We start from the raw sequence: 15,847 nt of genomic DNA, 5'->3' as shown, positions 1-15,847 counted from the left end.
CCGACGTGCATTGCGGCGCTTTGGAGGTGAGACGCCTCAACTCGTCGAAGACACACCGGCCGGCGCCGAATTTTTTTGTCCGCGATCGATTTTCAGCACGGTAACGCCATTGGCCGCAACCGCGTGGACAGGCAGGACGGCGGTGACGCCGTCGACGAAGGCGCCGGTGTCGCCCGAGGTGAACACCCCGCTGATGCGCAACCGGCCGACGCCGGGGTCGCCGATCCTCAGCTTGTCGCGGGCGTATCGGTTCACCCGCTCGACGGCCAGGTCCATCGGTTCGTCCTGGAACACCAGCTGGCCATTCTCCCACGACCGGGCCCGCGCCGGATCGGTGGGGCTGACCACCGTGGCGTCGGACGAGGTCGAGGTCACCAGTTCGTGGTCGGGGGTCAGCAGCTTCTCGGCCGGCACGGCGCCGATCCTGATCGGGACAGGCGTTTCGCTGCGGCCGGTCCTGTCGTCCAGCACCGCCACATGGCCCTCGTAGAGCACCACGCGCATCTGGCCGGTCAGGCGCTCGACGCTGAACACCGTGCCGGTGGCGACCACCAGCTTGTCGCCGGCCGCGACCGAGAACGGCCGCAGCGGATCCTTGGCCACCGAGAACTTGGCGCGGCCGCTGTCCAGCCACAGGCGTCGGCGACCGCTCTCGTACTTGACCTTCAGCACGGTGGCGCTGTCGAGCGAGGCGCGTGAGCCGTCGGCCAACTCGACGATCCGCCGCTCGCCCTCGGTGGTGCGGTAGACGTCGGGCAGGCTGGCGCGCCAGGCGACGCCGGCGGCCACGGCCACCACCAGGCTGGCCGCCAGGGCGGTCCACAGGGCCGGTCGCTGGGCCGGCCGGGCCCAACGTTCGCGCTGGGCCCGGCGCAGGTCTTCCAGGGCCTCGCCGCGCAAGGCGATCATGCCGGGGCTGGCGGCCTGTTCCTCGATCGCCCGCCAGGCCGTCACGGCGTCGTCCAGCAGGCCACGATGGGTCTCGTCGGCGTCGAACCAGGCCTGCAGCTCTTCGTGCTCGGCGCGCGACAGATCGTCGTCGGCCAGGCGCACGCACCACAGCGCGGCCTGCTCGCGGGCGGCGTCCAGCCGGTCCTCGGGCGAAACCACGCTCATTGGCTGGCCCTCACGCGCTTGGTCAGATGGGTCATGGCCTTGAAGATGTGTTTCTGCACCGCGCTGATGGAGACGCCATAGAGGGTCGCCAACTCAGCCTGCTTCATGCCTTCCAGGCGAAACAGAAGGAAGATGGCGCGCGTGCGTTCAGGCAGTTCGCGCAAGGCGTCGGACACCTCGCCCAGGCTTTCGCGGCCCAGCAGCACCCGGGCCGGGTCGAGCGGCTCCAGGTCGGCCAGACCGGTGTCGACGCTGGCCCGGTAGTTGGCCCGCACCTTCTCGCGCCGGCCCCGGTCGCGCAGCAGGTTGGCGGCCATCTGGAAGATATAGGCGTCGGCGTTGTCCATCACGCTGGCCTGGGCCGTGGCCAGCTTGGCGAACAGCTCCTGGGTCATGTCCTCGGCGTCGCTGTGGTTGGCGGCCCGACGCATGAAGAACGCCATCAGCGCCGGCCGATAGCGCCGATTCAGTCCGTTCAGATCTGGCTCGATGGCTGGCCGCACGATCCCGCCCAAAGGTTTTCGACGCCAAGACTCTCGACGTTCTCAGGGTGCATGACGCGCATCATCGCCCGACCCACAGCGGCAAGTCGAAAATTATTTGGCGCTGCTTGTCGCGGGCGATGCGGTCGAGACCACGCGCCAGACCACGTTGCCTACGTCATCGGCGACCAGCAGGGCGCCGGACTTGTCGACCGCCACGCCCACCGGCCGGCCCAGGGCCTCGCCCTTGGCGTTGAGGAAGCCGGTCAGGAAGGTCTCCGCCGGGCCCGACGGCATGCCGTTCGCGAAGGGCACGAAGGCCACCTTGTAGCCGTTGACCGGCTTGCGGTTCCACGAGCCGTGCTGGCCGATGAAGGCCCCGCCCCTGTAGCGGGCCGGGAAGGCGTCGGCCTTGTAGAAGGTCAGTCCCAGCGAGGCGGTGTGGGCTCCCAGGGCGTAGTCGGGCTTGATCGCCCGGGCCACCAGGTCGGGCCGCTGCGGCTTGACCCGCGTGTCGACCGTCTGGCCGTAATAGCTGTAGGGCCAGCCGTAGAAGCCGCCGTCCTTGACCGAGGTCATGTAGTCGGGGACCAGGTCGTTGCCGATCTCGTCGCGTTCGTTGACACTGGTCCATAGCGCCCCACTCCGCGGCTGCCAGTCCATGCCGTTGGGGTTGCGCAGGCCCGAGGCGAAGACACGGCTGGCGCCGGTGGCCGGGTCGATCTCCAGGATCGCGGCCCGCCGCTCCTCGGCCGCCATGCCGTTCTCACCGACATTGCTGTTGGAGCCGACGGTCACATAGAGCTTCGACCCGTCCGGGCTGGCGATGACGTTCTTGGTCCAGTGGTGGTTGATCAGCCCGGCCGGCAGGTCGGCGACCTTGCGCGGGGCGGCGGTGATCCGGGTCTGGCCAGGCTGGTAGGGGAAGGCGACCAGGGCGTCGCTGTCGGCGACGTAGAAGGTGTTTCCGACCAGGGCCATGCCGAACGGCGAGTTCAGGCCCGACAGGAAGATGGTGCGCGCTTCGGGCGTGCCGTCGTTGTCGGCGTCGCGCACCAGGGTGATGCGGTTGGCCGAGGGCACGGCGGCGCCGGCCCGTTTCATGACGATCTTCTTGATCCAGCCCTTGAAGCCCTTGCCGTCCTCCGGCTTGGGCGGGGCGTTGGTCTCGGCGATCAGCACGTCGCCGTTGGGCAGCACATAGAGCCAGCGCGGATGCTCCAGGTCGCGGACCAGGGCGGTGGCCACGAAGCCGGGGGCGGCCTCGGGCGTCTGGCCGTCGGCCCAGCCGACCGCCGGGGCAATCTTCATCACCGGCAGGAACTGCTTTTGGGGCAAGGGCAGGGTGGGGGTGGGGCCATAGCCCAGTTCGGGGGGCAGGGCCGGGCCGGAACCGCAGGCCGACAGCAGCAGGGCGGATCCGACGATGAGGCAGGTGACCTTGGGCATGGCGGTCTTCCGATATGGAGCTACCGTTCACGCAACTACGTCCAAGCTAAACGCGGGAGCTTGCGCCAGGGTCCCGCGGCCCTAGTCGGACGTGTCGGCGTGCTCGTCCAGCCAGCGCCGGAAGAAGCCGGGGTCGGGCAGGCCGGCCTGGTTCGCGGCGACCTTGCCGTCCTTGAACAGGAACAGGGCGGGGATGCCGCGCACGCCATAGGCTTGCGCCAGGGCCGGCTCGGCGTCGACGTCGATCTTCACGAACCGGGCGCGAGGCTCCAGCTCGGCGGCGGCCTTGGCGAACACCGGGGCGACCGCCCGGCACGGACCGCACCAGGCGGCCCAGAAGTCGGCGACCAGCGGGATCTGGCTGTTGGCCAGGTGCTTGCGGAAGCGGGCGGAGCTCAGGCTGACCGGCTGGCCCTCGAACAACGACTTGGCGCAGCGACCGCACTTGGCCGCCTTGGCGTCGCGCGCGGCCGGCAGGCGGTTGGTGGCGTCGCAATGCGGGCAGACGATGTTGACGGTCTCGGCCATGACGTTCCTTCGCGCCTCACAACGGACGGGGGAGGGCTTGGGATGCACCCAGAGCGTTTCCCGACCTGATTGCATCAGGCCGGGCGCTCTAGGTCTCCTTGTTTTTGCGCATTTCCTTCACGCGAACCGGTGTCCACTTCGCTCGAAAATGCTCGAGGGCGCCTGGGCCGGGCTTCAAGCGGCGTCCGTGAGTTCCTGCAGCCACTCGACGAGCGGGTCGGGGCGGGGCGGGGCGCCGGATTTCGGCGGCTCGCGGTAAGGTTTGCCGATCTCTTTCCGGACGACCTGCCCGCCCTTGAAGAAGAGCAGGGTCGGCGCGGCGGTCACCTTGTGAGCCTGGGCAAGGTCCAGATTGTCGTCGATATTGACGTTGATGAACCGGACGCGAGGTTCGAAGCGCGCGGCGTAAAGGGGCAGGTTGATGTCCCGGCCGCTGCCCACGACCCCGGCGGCGCGCAGCCAGAACATCGCCAGCACCGGAATCTGGTTGGCGGCGACATGCTTGGCGAAGCGCGCGGCGTCGGTGTCGGCCGGTCGCCCCAGGAACATGTCCTTGTCGCACAGTCCGCATTGGGCCTTGAGGGCCTCGGCGTTGTTCCAGATGTTGTTGGCGTTGCCGCAATGCGGACAGGCGGCGCTGAAGATCGCGGCCATGGTGTTCCCCCGAAAAACCAAAGGTTGCGACTCGACCTTAGCGCGCGCCGACTTCCGAGGCAGCCAAAAGAAAGGCGCCCACGCCGTAGAGCTGGGTGTCGTCGGCCGACACGTGGTCGGGCGCGTAGCCGACCTGCTGCACCCACCCCAGCTTGCCGTCCGGCTGGACGGCGGCGGCCAGGGCGGACCAGCCCCTGGCGACGGCGGCGTCGTACTTCGCGCCCTTCAGCAGGCCGTGGTTCACGCCATAGGCCAGGCCGTAGACGAAGAACGCCGTGCCGCTGGTCTCGGGCGGGGCGTGCTCCGGCGCCAGCAGGGATGGGGCCCAGCAGCCGTCGGGCTTCTGCAGCGTCAGCAGCCGGTCCGACATCTGGCGAAACAGCGCCTCGTAGCGCGGCCGCGACGGGTGGTCGGCCGGCAGGGTCTTCAGCACGTCGACGATCCCCGCATAGGCCCAGCCGTTGCCCCGGCTCCAGAAGATCTTGCGGCCCTGGTCGTCGCGGCGGTCGAGATAGCGGCTGTCGCGGACATAGAGGTGCTCCTGCTTGTCGAGCAGGTAGTCGGTGGTCGCCCAGAACTCCTTGTCGGCATAGGCCGCGTAGCGCGGGTCGCCGGTGGCCTGGCTCAGGCCCGTCCAGGCGGCCGGGGCCATGAACAGGGCGTCGCTCCAGCACCAGCGGGCCTGGCACGGCTGCGCCTCGGTCCCGTCGACAAACGCCAGGTCGGCGATCGGCGGGTTGGCCAGGATCGCGTCGAAGCGGGCGCGCAGGGCGGCGATCTGGGCCGGGTCGCGGTCCTTGGAATAGACCCACAGCCAGGCCTGGCCGATCACCTGGTCGTCGGCGTGCAGCGGGCGGTGGCCCAGGCCCCAGCCCTGCGCCAGGCCATGGGCGCGCACCGCCTGGGCGTAGCGGGGATCGCCGGTGCGCTGGGCGAAGGCCGCCAGCCCGACGAACAGCGCCCCCTGGATCCAGCCACGCGGGTCGGCGGTGTAGCGGTGGAAATGCGTGTAGTCGAAGCCGTCCATGTGGGCCAGTTGCCAGTCGGCGACCTCGCGGCCCAGCGTCAGGGCCTGGGTCGCCGTCGTCTGGTCGACCGCCGCCGGCGACGCGACCGGCCTCGCCTGGACCACGGCAGGGGTCAGCATCAGGGCGGAAAGGGCGATGATCAGGCTGGCGCGCATGGCGTCGGTTTCCCCCAAGGATGCGTGAACTTCGTGCGCGACCTTGTCCGGCCGCGTCGGGCGCCAGTGCTAGGGACGTTTGGCCGCCGGTCAAGTCGAGAGGCGGCGTCACGCCAAAGTGGACCGGCCTGGCCACATGGCGAAATTGTAGGATTTATGGTCAGGCCAATTATCTTGCGTCGGCTTTCGACTTAGCTATGGTGCGCTCGACGAACCTCGTCGGCCAACGCGATGAACTTGTCCTTCATCGCACCTCCTCCCGGGGCCGGCCGGCGACGGGCGGCTGGGGCCTTCCCCTCAGTCGCCCATCCCTCATTCCGGATATGAAGCTAGATCAGAGAGCGGCGCGCCAGCTCGTTGCGACGCGCGGCGACCTCGCTGCGGGCCTGCTGCAAGGCGTCGATCTCGGTGGCGGTCAGCAGGTTGTCGATCACCCGGCCCAAGTGTTCGCGCATGGCGTTGCGGGCCGCCTTGGGGTCGCGGAGCTGCAGGGCGCTGAGGATTTCCTGGTGGTCGTCGATCAGCGGTCGCACGCCGACCTGGCGGGCTCGCTCCAGCATGGCCCGGCACAGCGGCGACTTGTAGCGCAGGTCCCAGAGGTTCTCGATCACCGTGACCAGGGCGCTGTTGCGGGTGGCGCGGGCGATCGTGACGTGGAACCGGCGGTCGGCCAGGTCGCCGCGCACGTCGTGTTCGTTCTCCTCGACCATGTCGTCGAGGATCTTGGCCAATTCGACCAGTTCCTCGTCGGTGATGGTGGTGGCGGCCAGGGCGCAGGACTCGCCCTCGATCAGGCGGCGGGCCTCGGTCAGTTCGAAGGCCCCGATGTCGAGCTCGGGGGCCAGGACCTCGGGGGCGGGCGCCTCGGTGACATAGACACCCGAGCCGTGGCGGGCCTCGACCAGGCCGCGGATTTCCAGGGCGATCATCGCCTCACGCACCGTGGGGCGGCTGACCTTGTAGTCCTCGGCCAGGTCGCGCTCGGAGGGCAGGCGGTGGCCGGGCTGGAAGGCGCCTTCCCGGATCGATTCGGCGATCGCGTTGGCGACTTGCTGGTAGAGCTTACGAGTTTCGGCGGTCGAGGTGGTCATGCGACTTTCCCGCCCAGCGTGCATCGCCGGGCCAACGCCAAGTTAGAGCAAGCTCGGCGAAGACGCCACGCCGCTCGCACGTCAAACGTCGTCGGCTTCGTCCGGATGCGTTGTTACGTCGCGACAGGGGCCTGGTCAGACCAAATACCGGGCTGGACCGCCCGCCCATCGCCTCGGGGATGATCCGTCGCGCCGCCGTGGCTCAAGACGCCGCCACAAGCGCCCTCGACCGGCCGTTGGCTCGTCTCGGAATCGACCTCAGGTTCAATTGGTAACCAGGTGGTTTGTGAATCCTCATCAGGGGGCCAATGGTACCGGTAATTGGTCTGACCGGAGCCAGCCTTGGCCGACAATTGGCTTGACAATTTCTATGACACCGGTAGCAAATGGTCACACCACATAACAATGATCGTCGCCGAACAAGGCGGCGAAGGGGAGGATGCCATGTCGTTCAAGTCACTCTTGCGCCTTTCGACCGCCGTCTGCGCGCTCGGCGGCGTCTCGGGAATCGCTCACGCTCAGACCGCGCCCGCATCGGGCGGCGACACGATCGAGGAGATCGTCGTCACCTCGGGCAAACGCGCCGAGAATGTCCAGGACGTGCCGTCGTCGGTCCTGGTGGTCACCGCCGCCGGTCTGGAACGGGCCGGGGTCCGCGACTTCGACGACATCGTCAAGGTCGCTCCCTCGGTGACCATCACCAAGACCAGCCAGCCGGCCAACAACAGCATCAACATCCGCGGCATCGGCACCTACGCCTACAGCATCGCCACCGAGGCGAGCGTCGCGGTGGTGATCGACGACATCCCGCAGGCCTTCCAGGCCGCGGCCTTCTCGGCCCTGGTCGACGTGGCCCAGGTGGAAGTGCTGCGCGGCCCGCAGAACACCCTGTTCGGCAAGGCCGCCTCGGCCGGTGTAATCAGCATCACCACTCAGGCCCCGACCAAGACCTTCACCGGTCGGGCCGAGGTCATGGCCACCAACGACCACGAGGCCCGCGTCCAGGCCACGGTCTCGGGCCCGATCAGCGACACCCTGGCCTTCCGCGTGGCGGCCAACTACAGCAAGTATCGCGGCAACATCCATAACGTGGCGACCGGCGACTGGCTGAACGGCCAGTCCGACACCACCCTGCGCGCCAAGCTGGTCTGGACCCCGACCGACGACTGGTCGGTGACCCTGTCGCCCTACATCACCCGCACCCTGGCCTCGTGCTGCGCGGGCGCCGAGTTCTTCCTCAGCCCCGGCGTCACGGCCGGCAAGAACAACATCCCGCAAGCCACGATCCTGCAGGGCATCGTGCCCGGCGAGAACAACCGCAAGACCGCCCAGGACGTCAACGCTCGCGGCAACGCGCTCGACTACGGTTCGGGCCTGAAGGTCACGCGGAACCTCAACGGCTTCACCCTGGCCTCGATCTCGTCCTACGACCGCTACTATCTGTACGACCGCCAGGACACAGACGGGACGGCCTTCGACTTCAGCGTCTATGCGCCCACCGCGCCAAAGGGCGGCTCGGGCAACGGCGGCTATTTCAAGATCAATTCGGTGACCCAGGAATTCCGCCTGACCTCGCCGGACGAGGGCCGCCTGAAGTACGTGGCCGGCGCCTATTACAGCCGCACCAGCTCCAAGCGCTACTTCGTGCGCGGCTCCAACGAGCTGGGGACCTATAACGGCCTGGCCTCGCTGCCGACCACCAACGGCACGGCCTATTCGGCCTATATCGCCAACGCCAAGTCCGAGAACTTCGCGCTGTTCGGCCAGGGCACGCTGGGCCTGACCGAGACGCTGGACCTGATCGCCGGCCTGCGGGTCAACAAGGAGAAGATCAGCTACAAGTTCTTCGATCTGGGCAACAAGATCAGCTACGGCGACCCGGGCTGCTCGACCAAGAGCCCAACCCTGAACATCCAGACCTGCAACGACGACACCGCCGTCACCGGCAAGGTCGGCCTGCGCTTCCAGGCCTCGCCCGACTTCATGACCTTCGCCACCTATTCGCGTGGCTACAAGGGCATGGCCTACGACCTGACCAGCAGTCTGACCACCCGCACCCTGCTGACCACCGGGCCGCTGAAGGGCTATCCGATCGCCGACGCCATCGCCTCGCAGCAGCCGATCGACCCGGAGACCGTCGACAGCTACGAGATCGGTTTCAAGAGCACGCTGCTGGACCGCCGCCTGACCTGGAACGTCACGGCGTTCTACATGAATTTCCAAGGCTTCCAGGCCCAGAGCCGCGACCTGATCACCAACCAGAACGTGCTCAACAGCATCGGCAAGGTGACGTCCAAGGGCGTCGAGACCGAGTTCTCGGCCAAGCTGGGCCACGGCCTGTCGGTGAATGGGGGCGGGTCGTACAACAAGGCGGTGATGAACGACTTCCCCAACGCCAGCTGCTTCGCGCAGCAGACGGTGGCCCAAGGCTGCGTCGGCGGTCTGCAGGATCTGTCGGGCAAGCCGCTGTTCAACGCGCCGGAATGGAACGCCAACATCAACGCGCTCTACGAGCGTCAGATGGCCGAAGGCTACACCGGCTTCGTCAATGCGGGCTTCCGCTGGCAGTCGGCGGTGATCTTCAACCTGCTGCAGGATCCGGACTCGGTGCAGAATGACTACGGCATCTTCAACCTGTCGGGCGGCGTGCAGACCGACCGCTGGAAGCTGACCGCCTTCGTCAACAACCTGTTCGACAAGAGCTACGCCCTGACCAAGGGACGCTCGGCCCAGTGGAACGTCAGTCAGACGACCAACCCGACGACCAACGCGGTCAACTGGAAGCCGGCCCGTGACAGCGAGCGCTATGTCGGCGCGCGGTTCTCCATCTCCTACTGAGTATCCTCATGCCCAAAGCCCAGCGTCTGTATCCCCTTCTGAATCCCCTTCTGACGGCGGCCATCCTGGCCGCCGTCGCGTCTCCGGCCCTGGCCCAACCGGACGTGCGCGGCCAGGCCTACCTCTCGTCGGTGGCGCCGATGAACCGCACGGTCGAGACGCGGCTACTGCCGCAGATGGCCGTGCTGCTCGACAAGCTGATGGTCGAGAAGCGGGATATGACGCTGGACGGCGTGCGGGTGTTCGACGCAGACGACAAGTTCCTGCCCGGCAAGGTGGCGATCGGCCTGGCCTACCTGCTGGTCGATACGCCGCGCGACGACCCCAAGTTCAAGATCTACCTGGCCGCCTACCGCCAGATCGCCGACATGACCGTCGACGACACCAACAACACCTGGGGCATCTATTACTACTGCCAGGCCCTGCACATGCTGAAGGAGGCCGGCCTGCTGGAGCAGGCCGTGTCGCCCGAGACCCTGGCCAAGCTGAAGGCCAAGCTGGACTGGCGGCGGTTCGTCCGCACCGACGACCTGACCCTGATCAACCTGCCCAACAACTATTACGGCGTGGCCTTCAGCGTGGCGCGGCTGCGCTACCAACTGGGCTGGGAGGACGCCTCGGCCAGCGAACAGCTGCTGGAGCGCGTGCTCGACCACTACCGCAAGTATTCCGGCGAATACGGCTTCGCCGACGAGACCGACGGGGAAGGGCGCTTCGACCGCTACAGCGTGCTGCTGATCGGCGAGATCGCCCACCGGCTGATCGAGGCCGGCATGCCGGCGACGCCCGAGGTCAAGGGCTGGCTGCGCAAGTCGGTCGACCTGATGCTGCCGCGCTTGAACCCGCGCGGTGAGGGTTTCGAATACGGCCGCAGCATCGGAACCTACGGCGAGACCGCCTTCCTCGAGGTGCTGACCGCGGCGGCCAAGCTGGACGTGCTGACCCCGCGGGAGAAGACGATGGCCTATGCCTTCTCCTCGCGCGTCACCGCCCGCTACATGGATTTCTGGTTCGATCCCAAGATGGGTTCGGTGGACCTGTGGGAGCACGGCCGGCGCACCGACGGCTATCGCGACAAGCATCGGATCCTGGGCGAGAACCTCAGCCTGGCCCGCCAACACATCTATACCAGCGCCATCTGGAACGAGCTGGGCTTCAAGGACAAGGCGCCCGACCCCGGCTATGTGGCCTGGCTCGACACCCTGCCCAAGCGCTCGGTGACCTGGTTCGCCAAGGGCCAGCACGACCGCCTGGTCGTCACCCTTCGCGACAAGGCCAAAGGGGGCGAGACTCGCGTGGTGACCCTGCCGATCATCAACGGCGGCAAGAGCCAGCACGAGAACAGCCCCTATTACCCGATCCCGTTTTCGCCCGGCATGCTGTCGGGCGTCGCCGACGGCGAGTTCCCGCAGCTCCTGCCGCGCGTCACCCTGGCCGACGGCGGCCAGCTGACGCCGCTGGCCTATGCCAGCGACGTCAAGATCACTGAGCAGGGCGCGCGCACGATCGTCACGTTCGAGCAGTCGCGGCTGGACCGCCTGGGCGCCGATGCGCCGATCGCCGACGATCGCCTGAGCGTCAAGACCACCTACGTCCTGGAGTCCGGCAGGATCAGCCGCACCGACGTCTTCACGCCCAAGGGCCAGCAGGCGATCAAGGCCGTGGACCTGGCGTTCGCCTCGTTCTCGGGCGCGCCGGCCACGAAGGGCGGGGCGACGGCGTTCGGGGCCGGGGATGTCCGGTCGTTCAAGGTGACGGGGCTGACCTGCACGTCGCGGCCGCTGAAGGACGAGAAGGCCTACCAGACGCCGACCGGGCCGTTCAGCAGCCTGACGGAATGCGCGAGCGGGGCGCGGGCATTGTCGGGTCCGATGACGGTGAGCTGGACGCTGAGCTACCGGTGAAGCCGTGCGTCCTTCGAGGCCCACTGCGTGGGCGCCTCAGGATGAGGAGCGTTTTGCTGCTTTCCTCATCCTGAGGTGCGAGGCGCAGCCGAGCCTCGAAGGACGCACGGCGCCTACTTCACCCGCGTCAAGATCAGAGTCTGGTCCGGCGGGCCTGGCTGGCCGTCGATGTCCTGTTCGACCAGGATGGTGTTAGGATCGGTGCGGGTCACCTTCATCGACTGGTGGCGCACGCCGGCGTCGCCGTGCGTCGTCACGGTCACGGCGCTCTGGCCGACGCGCTGGACGCTGATCATCACGAGGTTGAGGTTGACCACGGCCTTGGTCGGCGCGCCGTCGAGGACGGCGTGGGCGAACTGCAGGGCGGCGACGCCGGCCTCGTCCTCCTCGACCAGGGTCCAGGCCAGGTTTTTCCCGTCGTCGACGGTGATGTCGAGCTCGCCGCTCAGCGGCGGGGGGCCGGTCAGGGCGGTGTTGAACTTCGAGCGCGGCAGGTCGATCGCCCAGCGTCCGGCCACGCCCATCGAGCCGCTGAACGCCTGGGCCTGGGCGGCGACGGGCAGGGCGGCCAGCAGGGCGACGCCGACCACGGCGGAAAGGGCGCGAGCGGTGGTGCTCATGAGGTCGGGCTCCCAATGCCAGAGCCCGGCGAGTCCGGGCGAACGCTGTGACGCGGGTAACTTGGTCCCGCGCGTTCGCCCGTTCAAGCCGTTAGGCGGCCAGCGGTCAGAACGGCGAGAACTTCTCGACCAGCGACTGGCCGGCCGGGGTCTTCTGCACGCGGCTGAGGTCGCCGCGGCCGCCGTAGTTGATGCGGGCCTCGGCGATCTGGGTGTGCTTGATGGTGTTGGCCGAGGAGATGTCTTCCGGCCGCACGATGCCGGCCACGGTCAGCTGGCGCAGCTCGGCGTTGGTGCGCACCTCCTGGGTGCCCTGGATCACCAGGTTACCGTTGGGCAGCACGCCGGACACCACCGCGGCGATGGTCAGGCTGATCTTTTCCGAGCGGGTGATCGCGCCGGCCCCGGCGTTGGAGAAGCCCGACTTGGTGCTGACCATGTTGGCCGGATCGAAGCCGCCCGGCAGGACCTTCCCGAGGCTGGATTCCAAGCCCAGGAAGTTGGGCACGCCGAGCGAACCGTTCGAGGCGCGCGACGACGAGGTCTGGTTCTTGGTCGTGGCGCTATCGTCGATGTCGATGTTGACGGTCAGGATGTCGCCGACCTTGCTGGCGCGCTGGTCGTTGAAGAAGGCGCGCGCCCCGACCCGCCACAGCGAGTTGGAGGAGGCGGCCTGGACCGGGGGCTGGACATATTGCTGGGTCATCGGCGCCAACTGGGCGGGATAGCCGACGGGGGCCAGTTCGGGGCCCTTCACCGCCTCGGTGACGGTGGAGCAGGCGGCGAGCGGGAGCAGGGTCAGGGCGGCGAGGGCGACGAAAGCGGGGCGCATGGAACGTGACCTTCTTAGCGAGCGGCGTAGCGCAGCGAATTGCGGGAGGCCTTCAGGCGCATCGCCTGCGGACCGACGGCGGTCGAGCCCGGGCCGGTGACCACGGTCTCGATGATCTTCTTGCTGGCGGTGTTCTGGACCATCAGGCTGTCGCCCACGGCGCCGGCCGCCATGGCCTTGCCCTGCAAGGTCAGCGCCACGCCGGCGTCCTCGTAGGTGACCGCGACAATATCACCCGCCTTGATCACCAGTGGGGTGGAGACGTCGCGCAGGCTGGCGGCCGAGCCCTGGCGCAGCGCGCGCTTGGCGGTCATGCCGATCAGGGCGTCGGCGTCGCGCGGCGCGTCCGAGGGGCTGGCGGCGGCCTTGACCCAGATCAGGTCTTCCGGTTGGACGATGTCGCCGGTCGCCATGCTGCGGGCATAGGCAAGAACTTCCACATTGCCGCGCGAGGCGCCGGCCAGGGCGCCGTCGCCGCCCGAACCCGAGCCGGCGCGGACGATGATCCGGCGCACGCCGTTGGGGTTGGACCAGTCCAGGCCGGCCCGGCGGGCGGTGATCTGCACCTGGGCGGCGTCGAGCACCACGGTGGGCCCCGCGCGGGTGGCGATGACCATGTCGGAGGCCGCGCCCGCGCCGTCGAACAGCTCGCCCAGGGTGACCCGGCCGTCGGCGTCGGTGGTGTCGGACCGCAGCGAGACGGCCTGGCCGGCCAGGGCCGGCGAGGCGATCAGCAGGGCGGCGAGGGAGAGGACGAGCGTTTTCATCAGCCTAGGACCTCAGGTTCGAGGTGGTCTGGAGCATCTGGTCGGCGGTGGTGATGACCTTGGAGTTCATCTCGTAGGCGCGTTGGGCGACGATCAGGGCGGTGATCTCGCTGACCGAGTCGACGTTGCTGGCCTCGGTGTAGTTCTGCAGCAGGGTGCCGAAGCCGGGCTGGCCGGGGGCGGCGATGTTGGCCGGGCCCGAGGCCGCGGTCTCCATCAGCAGGTTGTCGCCCACTGATTCCAGCCCGCCTTCGTTCATGAAGTTGGCCAGTTCGATCTGACCGATGGTCTGGGGTTGCGGGTCGCCCTCGACATTGACCTGCACCAGGCCGGTCTTGCCGATCGTCAGGCCGGTGATGTTCTGCGGGACGGTGACCCCTGGCAGGACGGTGTAGCCGTCTTCGGTGACGATCTGGCCCTGGTCGTTGGTCGAGAAGTTGCCGGCCCGGGTGTAGCCGGTCTCGCCCGAGGGCAGCAGGATCTGCAGGAAGCCCTTGCCCTGGATGGCCACGTCCAACGGGTTGTTGGTCATGGTGGGCGTGCCCTGCTGGTTGATCCGGTAGACCGAGCCGGCCTTGACGCCGCCGCCGACCTGCACGCCGGTGGGCACCACGTTGCCGTCGCTGGACGACTGCGAGCCGGCCCGTTCGATGGTCTGGTAGATCAGGTCCTGGAACTCGGCCCGCTGACGCTTGAAGCCAACGGTGTTCATGTTGGCGATGTTGTTGGAGATGACTTCGACGTTCAGCTGTTGGGCCGACATGCCGGACGCGGCGGTGCGAAGAGCTTGCATCGTTCAGTTATCCCTTACTGGACCTTGCCCATCCGCTCGACGGCGGACCGGGACAGTTCCGAGGTTTGATCCATCATCTTGCTCACGCTCTCGTAGGCGCGGCTGACCTCGATCAGCTTGGTGATCTGGGTGATGGCTTGGACGTTGGAGGATTCCAGCATGCCCTGGTGGACGACGGCGTCCGTGGCCTGCTGGGGCGTGTCGTTGGAGATGTTGCGGTACAGGTTGTCGCCGTCCTTGCGCAGCGAGGCCAGGTCGGCCATCCGCACGACGCCGATCTTGCCGACGCGCTCTGCGCCCTGGCTGACCGTGCCGTCGCGGGCGATGGTGACCGGGCCCTTCAGCGGGTCGATGTTGATCTCGCCGCCGCCCTCGTCCTGCACGGCCGCGCCGTTCTGGGTGACCAGCTTGCCCTCGGGGCTCATCGTGAACCGGCCGTCGCGGGTGTAGCGCTCGCCGCCGGCGGTGGTGATCTTGAAGAAGCCCTGACCCTCGATGGCCAGGTCGAAATCGCCGCTGGTCTGGATCAGGCCGCCTTGCGAGAAGTCGCGCGCCACGCCGTCGTCCAGCACGAACTTCACGGGGTTCGTGCCGCCGTCGGTGCGGGCCGGCTTGGCCGGCTCGGTGCGCACCATCAGCTGCTCGACCTTGAACCCGGTCGTGTTGGCGTTGGCGATGTTGTTGGCCACGATGTCGAGTTCGCGGCGCAGAGTCATCTGCCGCGAAAGTCCCACATACAGAGCGTTGTCCATGACCGGTTACCGAAACGGCTGGCGCGACAAATGCGCCGCAGTCCTGCAAGCAACCCTTGTGCCAACTCCAAAAGTTCAGGGATTTCAACGAAAAGGAAGGTTAACGGGCGCTCGGTGGCGGAGTCTGCCGGGCAGATTCAGCCTGCGGCGAAATGGCCTTCAAAAGGGATCGTTAACCATGCTCCACGCATGACTAGATCCATAGATTCCAAGGAACCGCGCGCGTGGCCAACAAACCTCCCAAGGACGCTCCCGCCCCCGAAGGCGAAGAGGGCGCGACCGAGGGCGAAACTCCCGCCAAGAAGAAACCGCCGATGATGATCATCATCGCGGCGGCGGCCGGCGTCGTGCTGATCGGCGGTGGCCTCACCACGTTCCTGCTGATGAAGCCCAAGCCCGCCGCGCAAGGCGAAGCCGGCCACGAAAAGCCGAAGAAGAAAGAAAAGAAGGAAGAGAAGGGCGGTCATGGCGGCGCCGAGGGTGGCGCGGCCGCCGCCGGCGCGCCGGTCATCAAGGAAGGCCCCGACGGCGTGGTGTTCTACACCCTGCCCGACATCGTGGTGAACATGCAGGCCGCCGACGGCCGCTCGACCTTCCTGAAGCTGAAGCTGACCTTCGAACTGCCCGACCAGGAGACGGCCGACCACCTGACGCCGAACCTCCCGCGTCTGCAGGACATGTTCCAGACCTTCCTGCGCGAACTGCGCCCCGAAGACCTCAACGGCAGCCAGGGCAGCTACCAGCTGCGGGCCGAACTGCTGCGTCGCGTTAATCTGGTCGCCGCGCCCTCCAAGGTGAACGCGGTGCTGATCGAGGAGATGCTGATCAACTAGCCCTT

At 67.7% G+C, this 15,847-nt stretch carries 15 protein-coding genes; 3 read left to right on the top strand and 12 right to left on the bottom strand.

Features of this window, described 5'->3' with window-relative positions; genetic code table 11:
• Nucleotides 1–36: 36 nt before the first annotated feature.
• The 7 genes from ASD79_RS17390 to ASD79_RS17360 form a co-directional block, all read right to left on the bottom strand.
• The gene (locus tag ASD79_RS17390) at nt 37–1,116 is read right to left on the bottom strand and encodes a FecR domain-containing protein (RefSeq protein ID WP_056723845.1); all 1,080 of its coding nucleotides are present in this window, start codon (nt 1,114–1,116) and stop codon (nt 37–39) included.
• Nucleotides 1,113–1,619 carry an RNA polymerase sigma factor gene (locus ASD79_RS17385; RefSeq protein WP_056724121.1) on the bottom strand — a complete coding sequence of 169 codons (507 nt, stop codon included), beginning with the start codon at nt 1,617–1,619 and terminating at the stop codon, nt 1,113–1,115. Before ASD79_RS17385 ends, ASD79_RS17390 begins: the two co-directional genes overlap by 4 nt.
• A gap of 93 nt (nt 1,620–1,712) precedes the next feature.
• Nucleotides 1,713–3,047 carry a sorbosone dehydrogenase family protein gene (locus tag ASD79_RS17380; protein WP_056723842.1) on the bottom strand — a complete coding sequence of 445 codons (1,335 nt, stop codon included), beginning with the start codon at nt 3,045–3,047 and terminating at the stop codon, nt 1,713–1,715.
• Between the two features lie 81 nt (nt 3,048–3,128).
• On the bottom strand, nt 3,129–3,575 hold the full coding sequence (gene trxC / locus ASD79_RS17375) for a thioredoxin TrxC (protein WP_056723841.1): 447 nt from the start codon (nt 3,573–3,575) through the stop codon (nt 3,129–3,131).
• Nucleotides 3,576–3,749: 174 nt separating this feature from the next.
• Nucleotides 3,750–4,229, bottom strand: coding sequence for a co-chaperone YbbN (locus tag ASD79_RS17370; RefSeq protein ID WP_056723840.1), 480 nt, complete (start codon nt 4,227–4,229; stop codon nt 3,750–3,752).
• Between the two features lie 37 nt (nt 4,230–4,266).
• Entirely contained in the window at nt 4,267–5,412 is a 1,146-nt protein-coding gene (locus ASD79_RS17365) for a glycoside hydrolase family 105 protein (protein ID WP_056723838.1), read from the bottom strand.
• A 329-nt stretch (nt 5,413–5,741) separates the two neighbouring features.
• A complete protein-coding gene (locus ASD79_RS17360) occupies nt 5,742–6,503 on the bottom strand; it encodes a FadR/GntR family transcriptional regulator (RefSeq protein WP_056723836.1) in 762 nt (253 codons plus the stop codon).
• A 444-nt stretch (nt 6,504–6,947) separates the two neighbouring features.
• On the opposite strand from ASD79_RS17360, the gene ASD79_RS17355 reads away from it, so the two are divergent.
• Both ASD79_RS17355 and ASD79_RS17350 read left to right on the top strand, forming a co-directional pair.
• Nucleotides 6,948–9,341: a TonB-dependent receptor gene (locus ASD79_RS17355; RefSeq protein WP_162252377.1), complete on the top strand. Its 2,394-nt coding sequence runs from the start codon at nt 6,948–6,950 to the stop codon at nt 9,339–9,341.
• Nucleotides 9,342–9,349: 8 nt separating this feature from the next.
• A complete protein-coding gene (locus ASD79_RS17350) occupies nt 9,350–11,245 on the top strand; it encodes a hypothetical protein (protein WP_056723831.1) in 1,896 nt (631 codons plus the stop codon).
• Between the two features lie 113 nt (nt 11,246–11,358).
• Here the strand turns inward: ASD79_RS17350 and ASD79_RS17345 are convergent, their stop codons facing one another.
• The 5 genes from ASD79_RS17345 to flgF all read right to left on the bottom strand — a co-directional run bounded on the left by ASD79_RS17345 (nt 11,359) and on the right by flgF (nt 15,009).
• Nucleotides 11,359–11,865 carry a hypothetical protein gene (locus ASD79_RS17345; protein ID WP_056723829.1) on the bottom strand — a complete coding sequence of 169 codons (507 nt, stop codon included), beginning with the start codon at nt 11,863–11,865 and terminating at the stop codon, nt 11,359–11,361.
• 106 nt (nt 11,866–11,971) lie between these two features.
• A complete protein-coding gene (flgH, locus tag ASD79_RS17340) occupies nt 11,972–12,697 on the bottom strand; it encodes a flagellar basal body L-ring protein FlgH (RefSeq protein WP_056723826.1) in 726 nt (241 codons plus the stop codon).
• A gap of 14 nt (nt 12,698–12,711) precedes the next feature.
• Complete coding sequence (flgA, locus tag ASD79_RS17335) at nt 12,712–13,464, bottom strand: flagellar basal body P-ring formation chaperone FlgA (protein WP_056723824.1); 753 nt, start codon at nt 13,462–13,464, stop codon at nt 12,712–12,714.
• A gap of 4 nt (nt 13,465–13,468) precedes the next feature.
• Nucleotides 13,469–14,257, bottom strand: a complete 789-nt coding sequence (gene flgG / locus ASD79_RS17330) for a flagellar basal-body rod protein FlgG (protein WP_056723822.1) — start codon at nt 14,255–14,257, stop codon at nt 13,469–13,471.
• A 14-nt stretch (nt 14,258–14,271) separates the two neighbouring features.
• Complete coding sequence (gene flgF, locus ASD79_RS17325; protein ID WP_056723820.1) at nt 14,272–15,009, bottom strand: flagellar basal-body rod protein FlgF; 738 nt, start codon at nt 15,007–15,009, stop codon at nt 14,272–14,274.
• Between the two features lie 224 nt (nt 15,010–15,233).
• On the opposite strand from flgF, the gene fliL reads away from it, so the two are divergent.
• Nucleotides 15,234–15,842, top strand: a complete 609-nt coding sequence (gene fliL, locus ASD79_RS17320) for a flagellar basal body-associated protein FliL (protein ID WP_056723818.1) — start codon at nt 15,234–15,236, stop codon at nt 15,840–15,842.
• The last annotated feature ends 5 nt before the right edge of the window (nt 15,843–15,847 follow it).

The organism is Caulobacter sp. Root655 (assembly GCF_001427665.1).
In the GTDB taxonomy this organism is placed as follows: Bacteria; Pseudomonadota; Alphaproteobacteria; order Caulobacterales; family Caulobacteraceae; genus Caulobacter.
The sequence above is the reverse complement of the archived record's forward strand: the minus strand, read 5'-3'. Positions and strand labels throughout refer to the sequence as shown.

Excerpts from the sequence above, each read along its gene's own strand:
- ASD79_RS17390 (WP_056723845.1), bottom strand. The coding sequence starts at position 1,116 with ATGAGCGTGGTTTCGCCCGAGGACCGGCTGGACGCCGCCCGCGAGCAG.
- ASD79_RS17380 (WP_056723842.1), bottom strand. The coding sequence starts at position 3,047 with ATGCCCAAGGTCACCTGCCTCATCGTCGGATCCGCCCTGCTGCTGTCG.
- trxC (WP_056723841.1), bottom strand. The coding sequence starts at position 3,575 with ATGGCCGAGACCGTCAACATCGTCTGCCCGCATTGCGACGCCACCAAC.
- ASD79_RS17370 (WP_056723840.1), bottom strand. The coding sequence starts at position 4,229 with ATGGCCGCGATCTTCAGCGCCGCCTGTCCGCATTGCGGCAACGCCAAC.
- ASD79_RS17365 (WP_056723838.1), bottom strand. The coding sequence starts at position 5,412 with ATGCGCGCCAGCCTGATCATCGCCCTTTCCGCCCTGATGCTGACCCCT.
- ASD79_RS17360 (WP_056723836.1), bottom strand. The coding sequence starts at position 6,503 with ATGACCACCTCGACCGCCGAAACTCGTAAGCTCTACCAGCAAGTCGCC.
- ASD79_RS17355 (WP_162252377.1), top strand. The coding sequence starts at position 6,948 with ATGTCGTTCAAGTCACTCTTGCGCCTTTCGACCGCCGTCTGCGCGCTC.
- ASD79_RS17350 (WP_056723831.1), top strand. The coding sequence starts at position 9,350 with ATGCCCAAAGCCCAGCGTCTGTATCCCCTTCTGAATCCCCTTCTGACG.
- ASD79_RS17345 (WP_056723829.1), bottom strand. The coding sequence starts at position 11,865 with ATGAGCACCACCGCTCGCGCCCTTTCCGCCGTGGTCGGCGTCGCCCTG.
- flgH (WP_056723826.1), bottom strand. The coding sequence starts at position 12,697 with ATGCGCCCCGCTTTCGTCGCCCTCGCCGCCCTGACCCTGCTCCCGCTC.
- flgA (WP_056723824.1), bottom strand. The coding sequence starts at position 13,464 with ATGAAAACGCTCGTCCTCTCCCTCGCCGCCCTGCTGATCGCCTCGCCG.
- flgG (WP_056723822.1), bottom strand. The coding sequence starts at position 14,257 with ATGCAAGCTCTTCGCACCGCCGCGTCCGGCATGTCGGCCCAACAGCTG.
- flgF (WP_056723820.1), bottom strand. The coding sequence starts at position 15,009 with ATGGACAACGCTCTGTATGTGGGACTTTCGCGGCAGATGACTCTGCGC.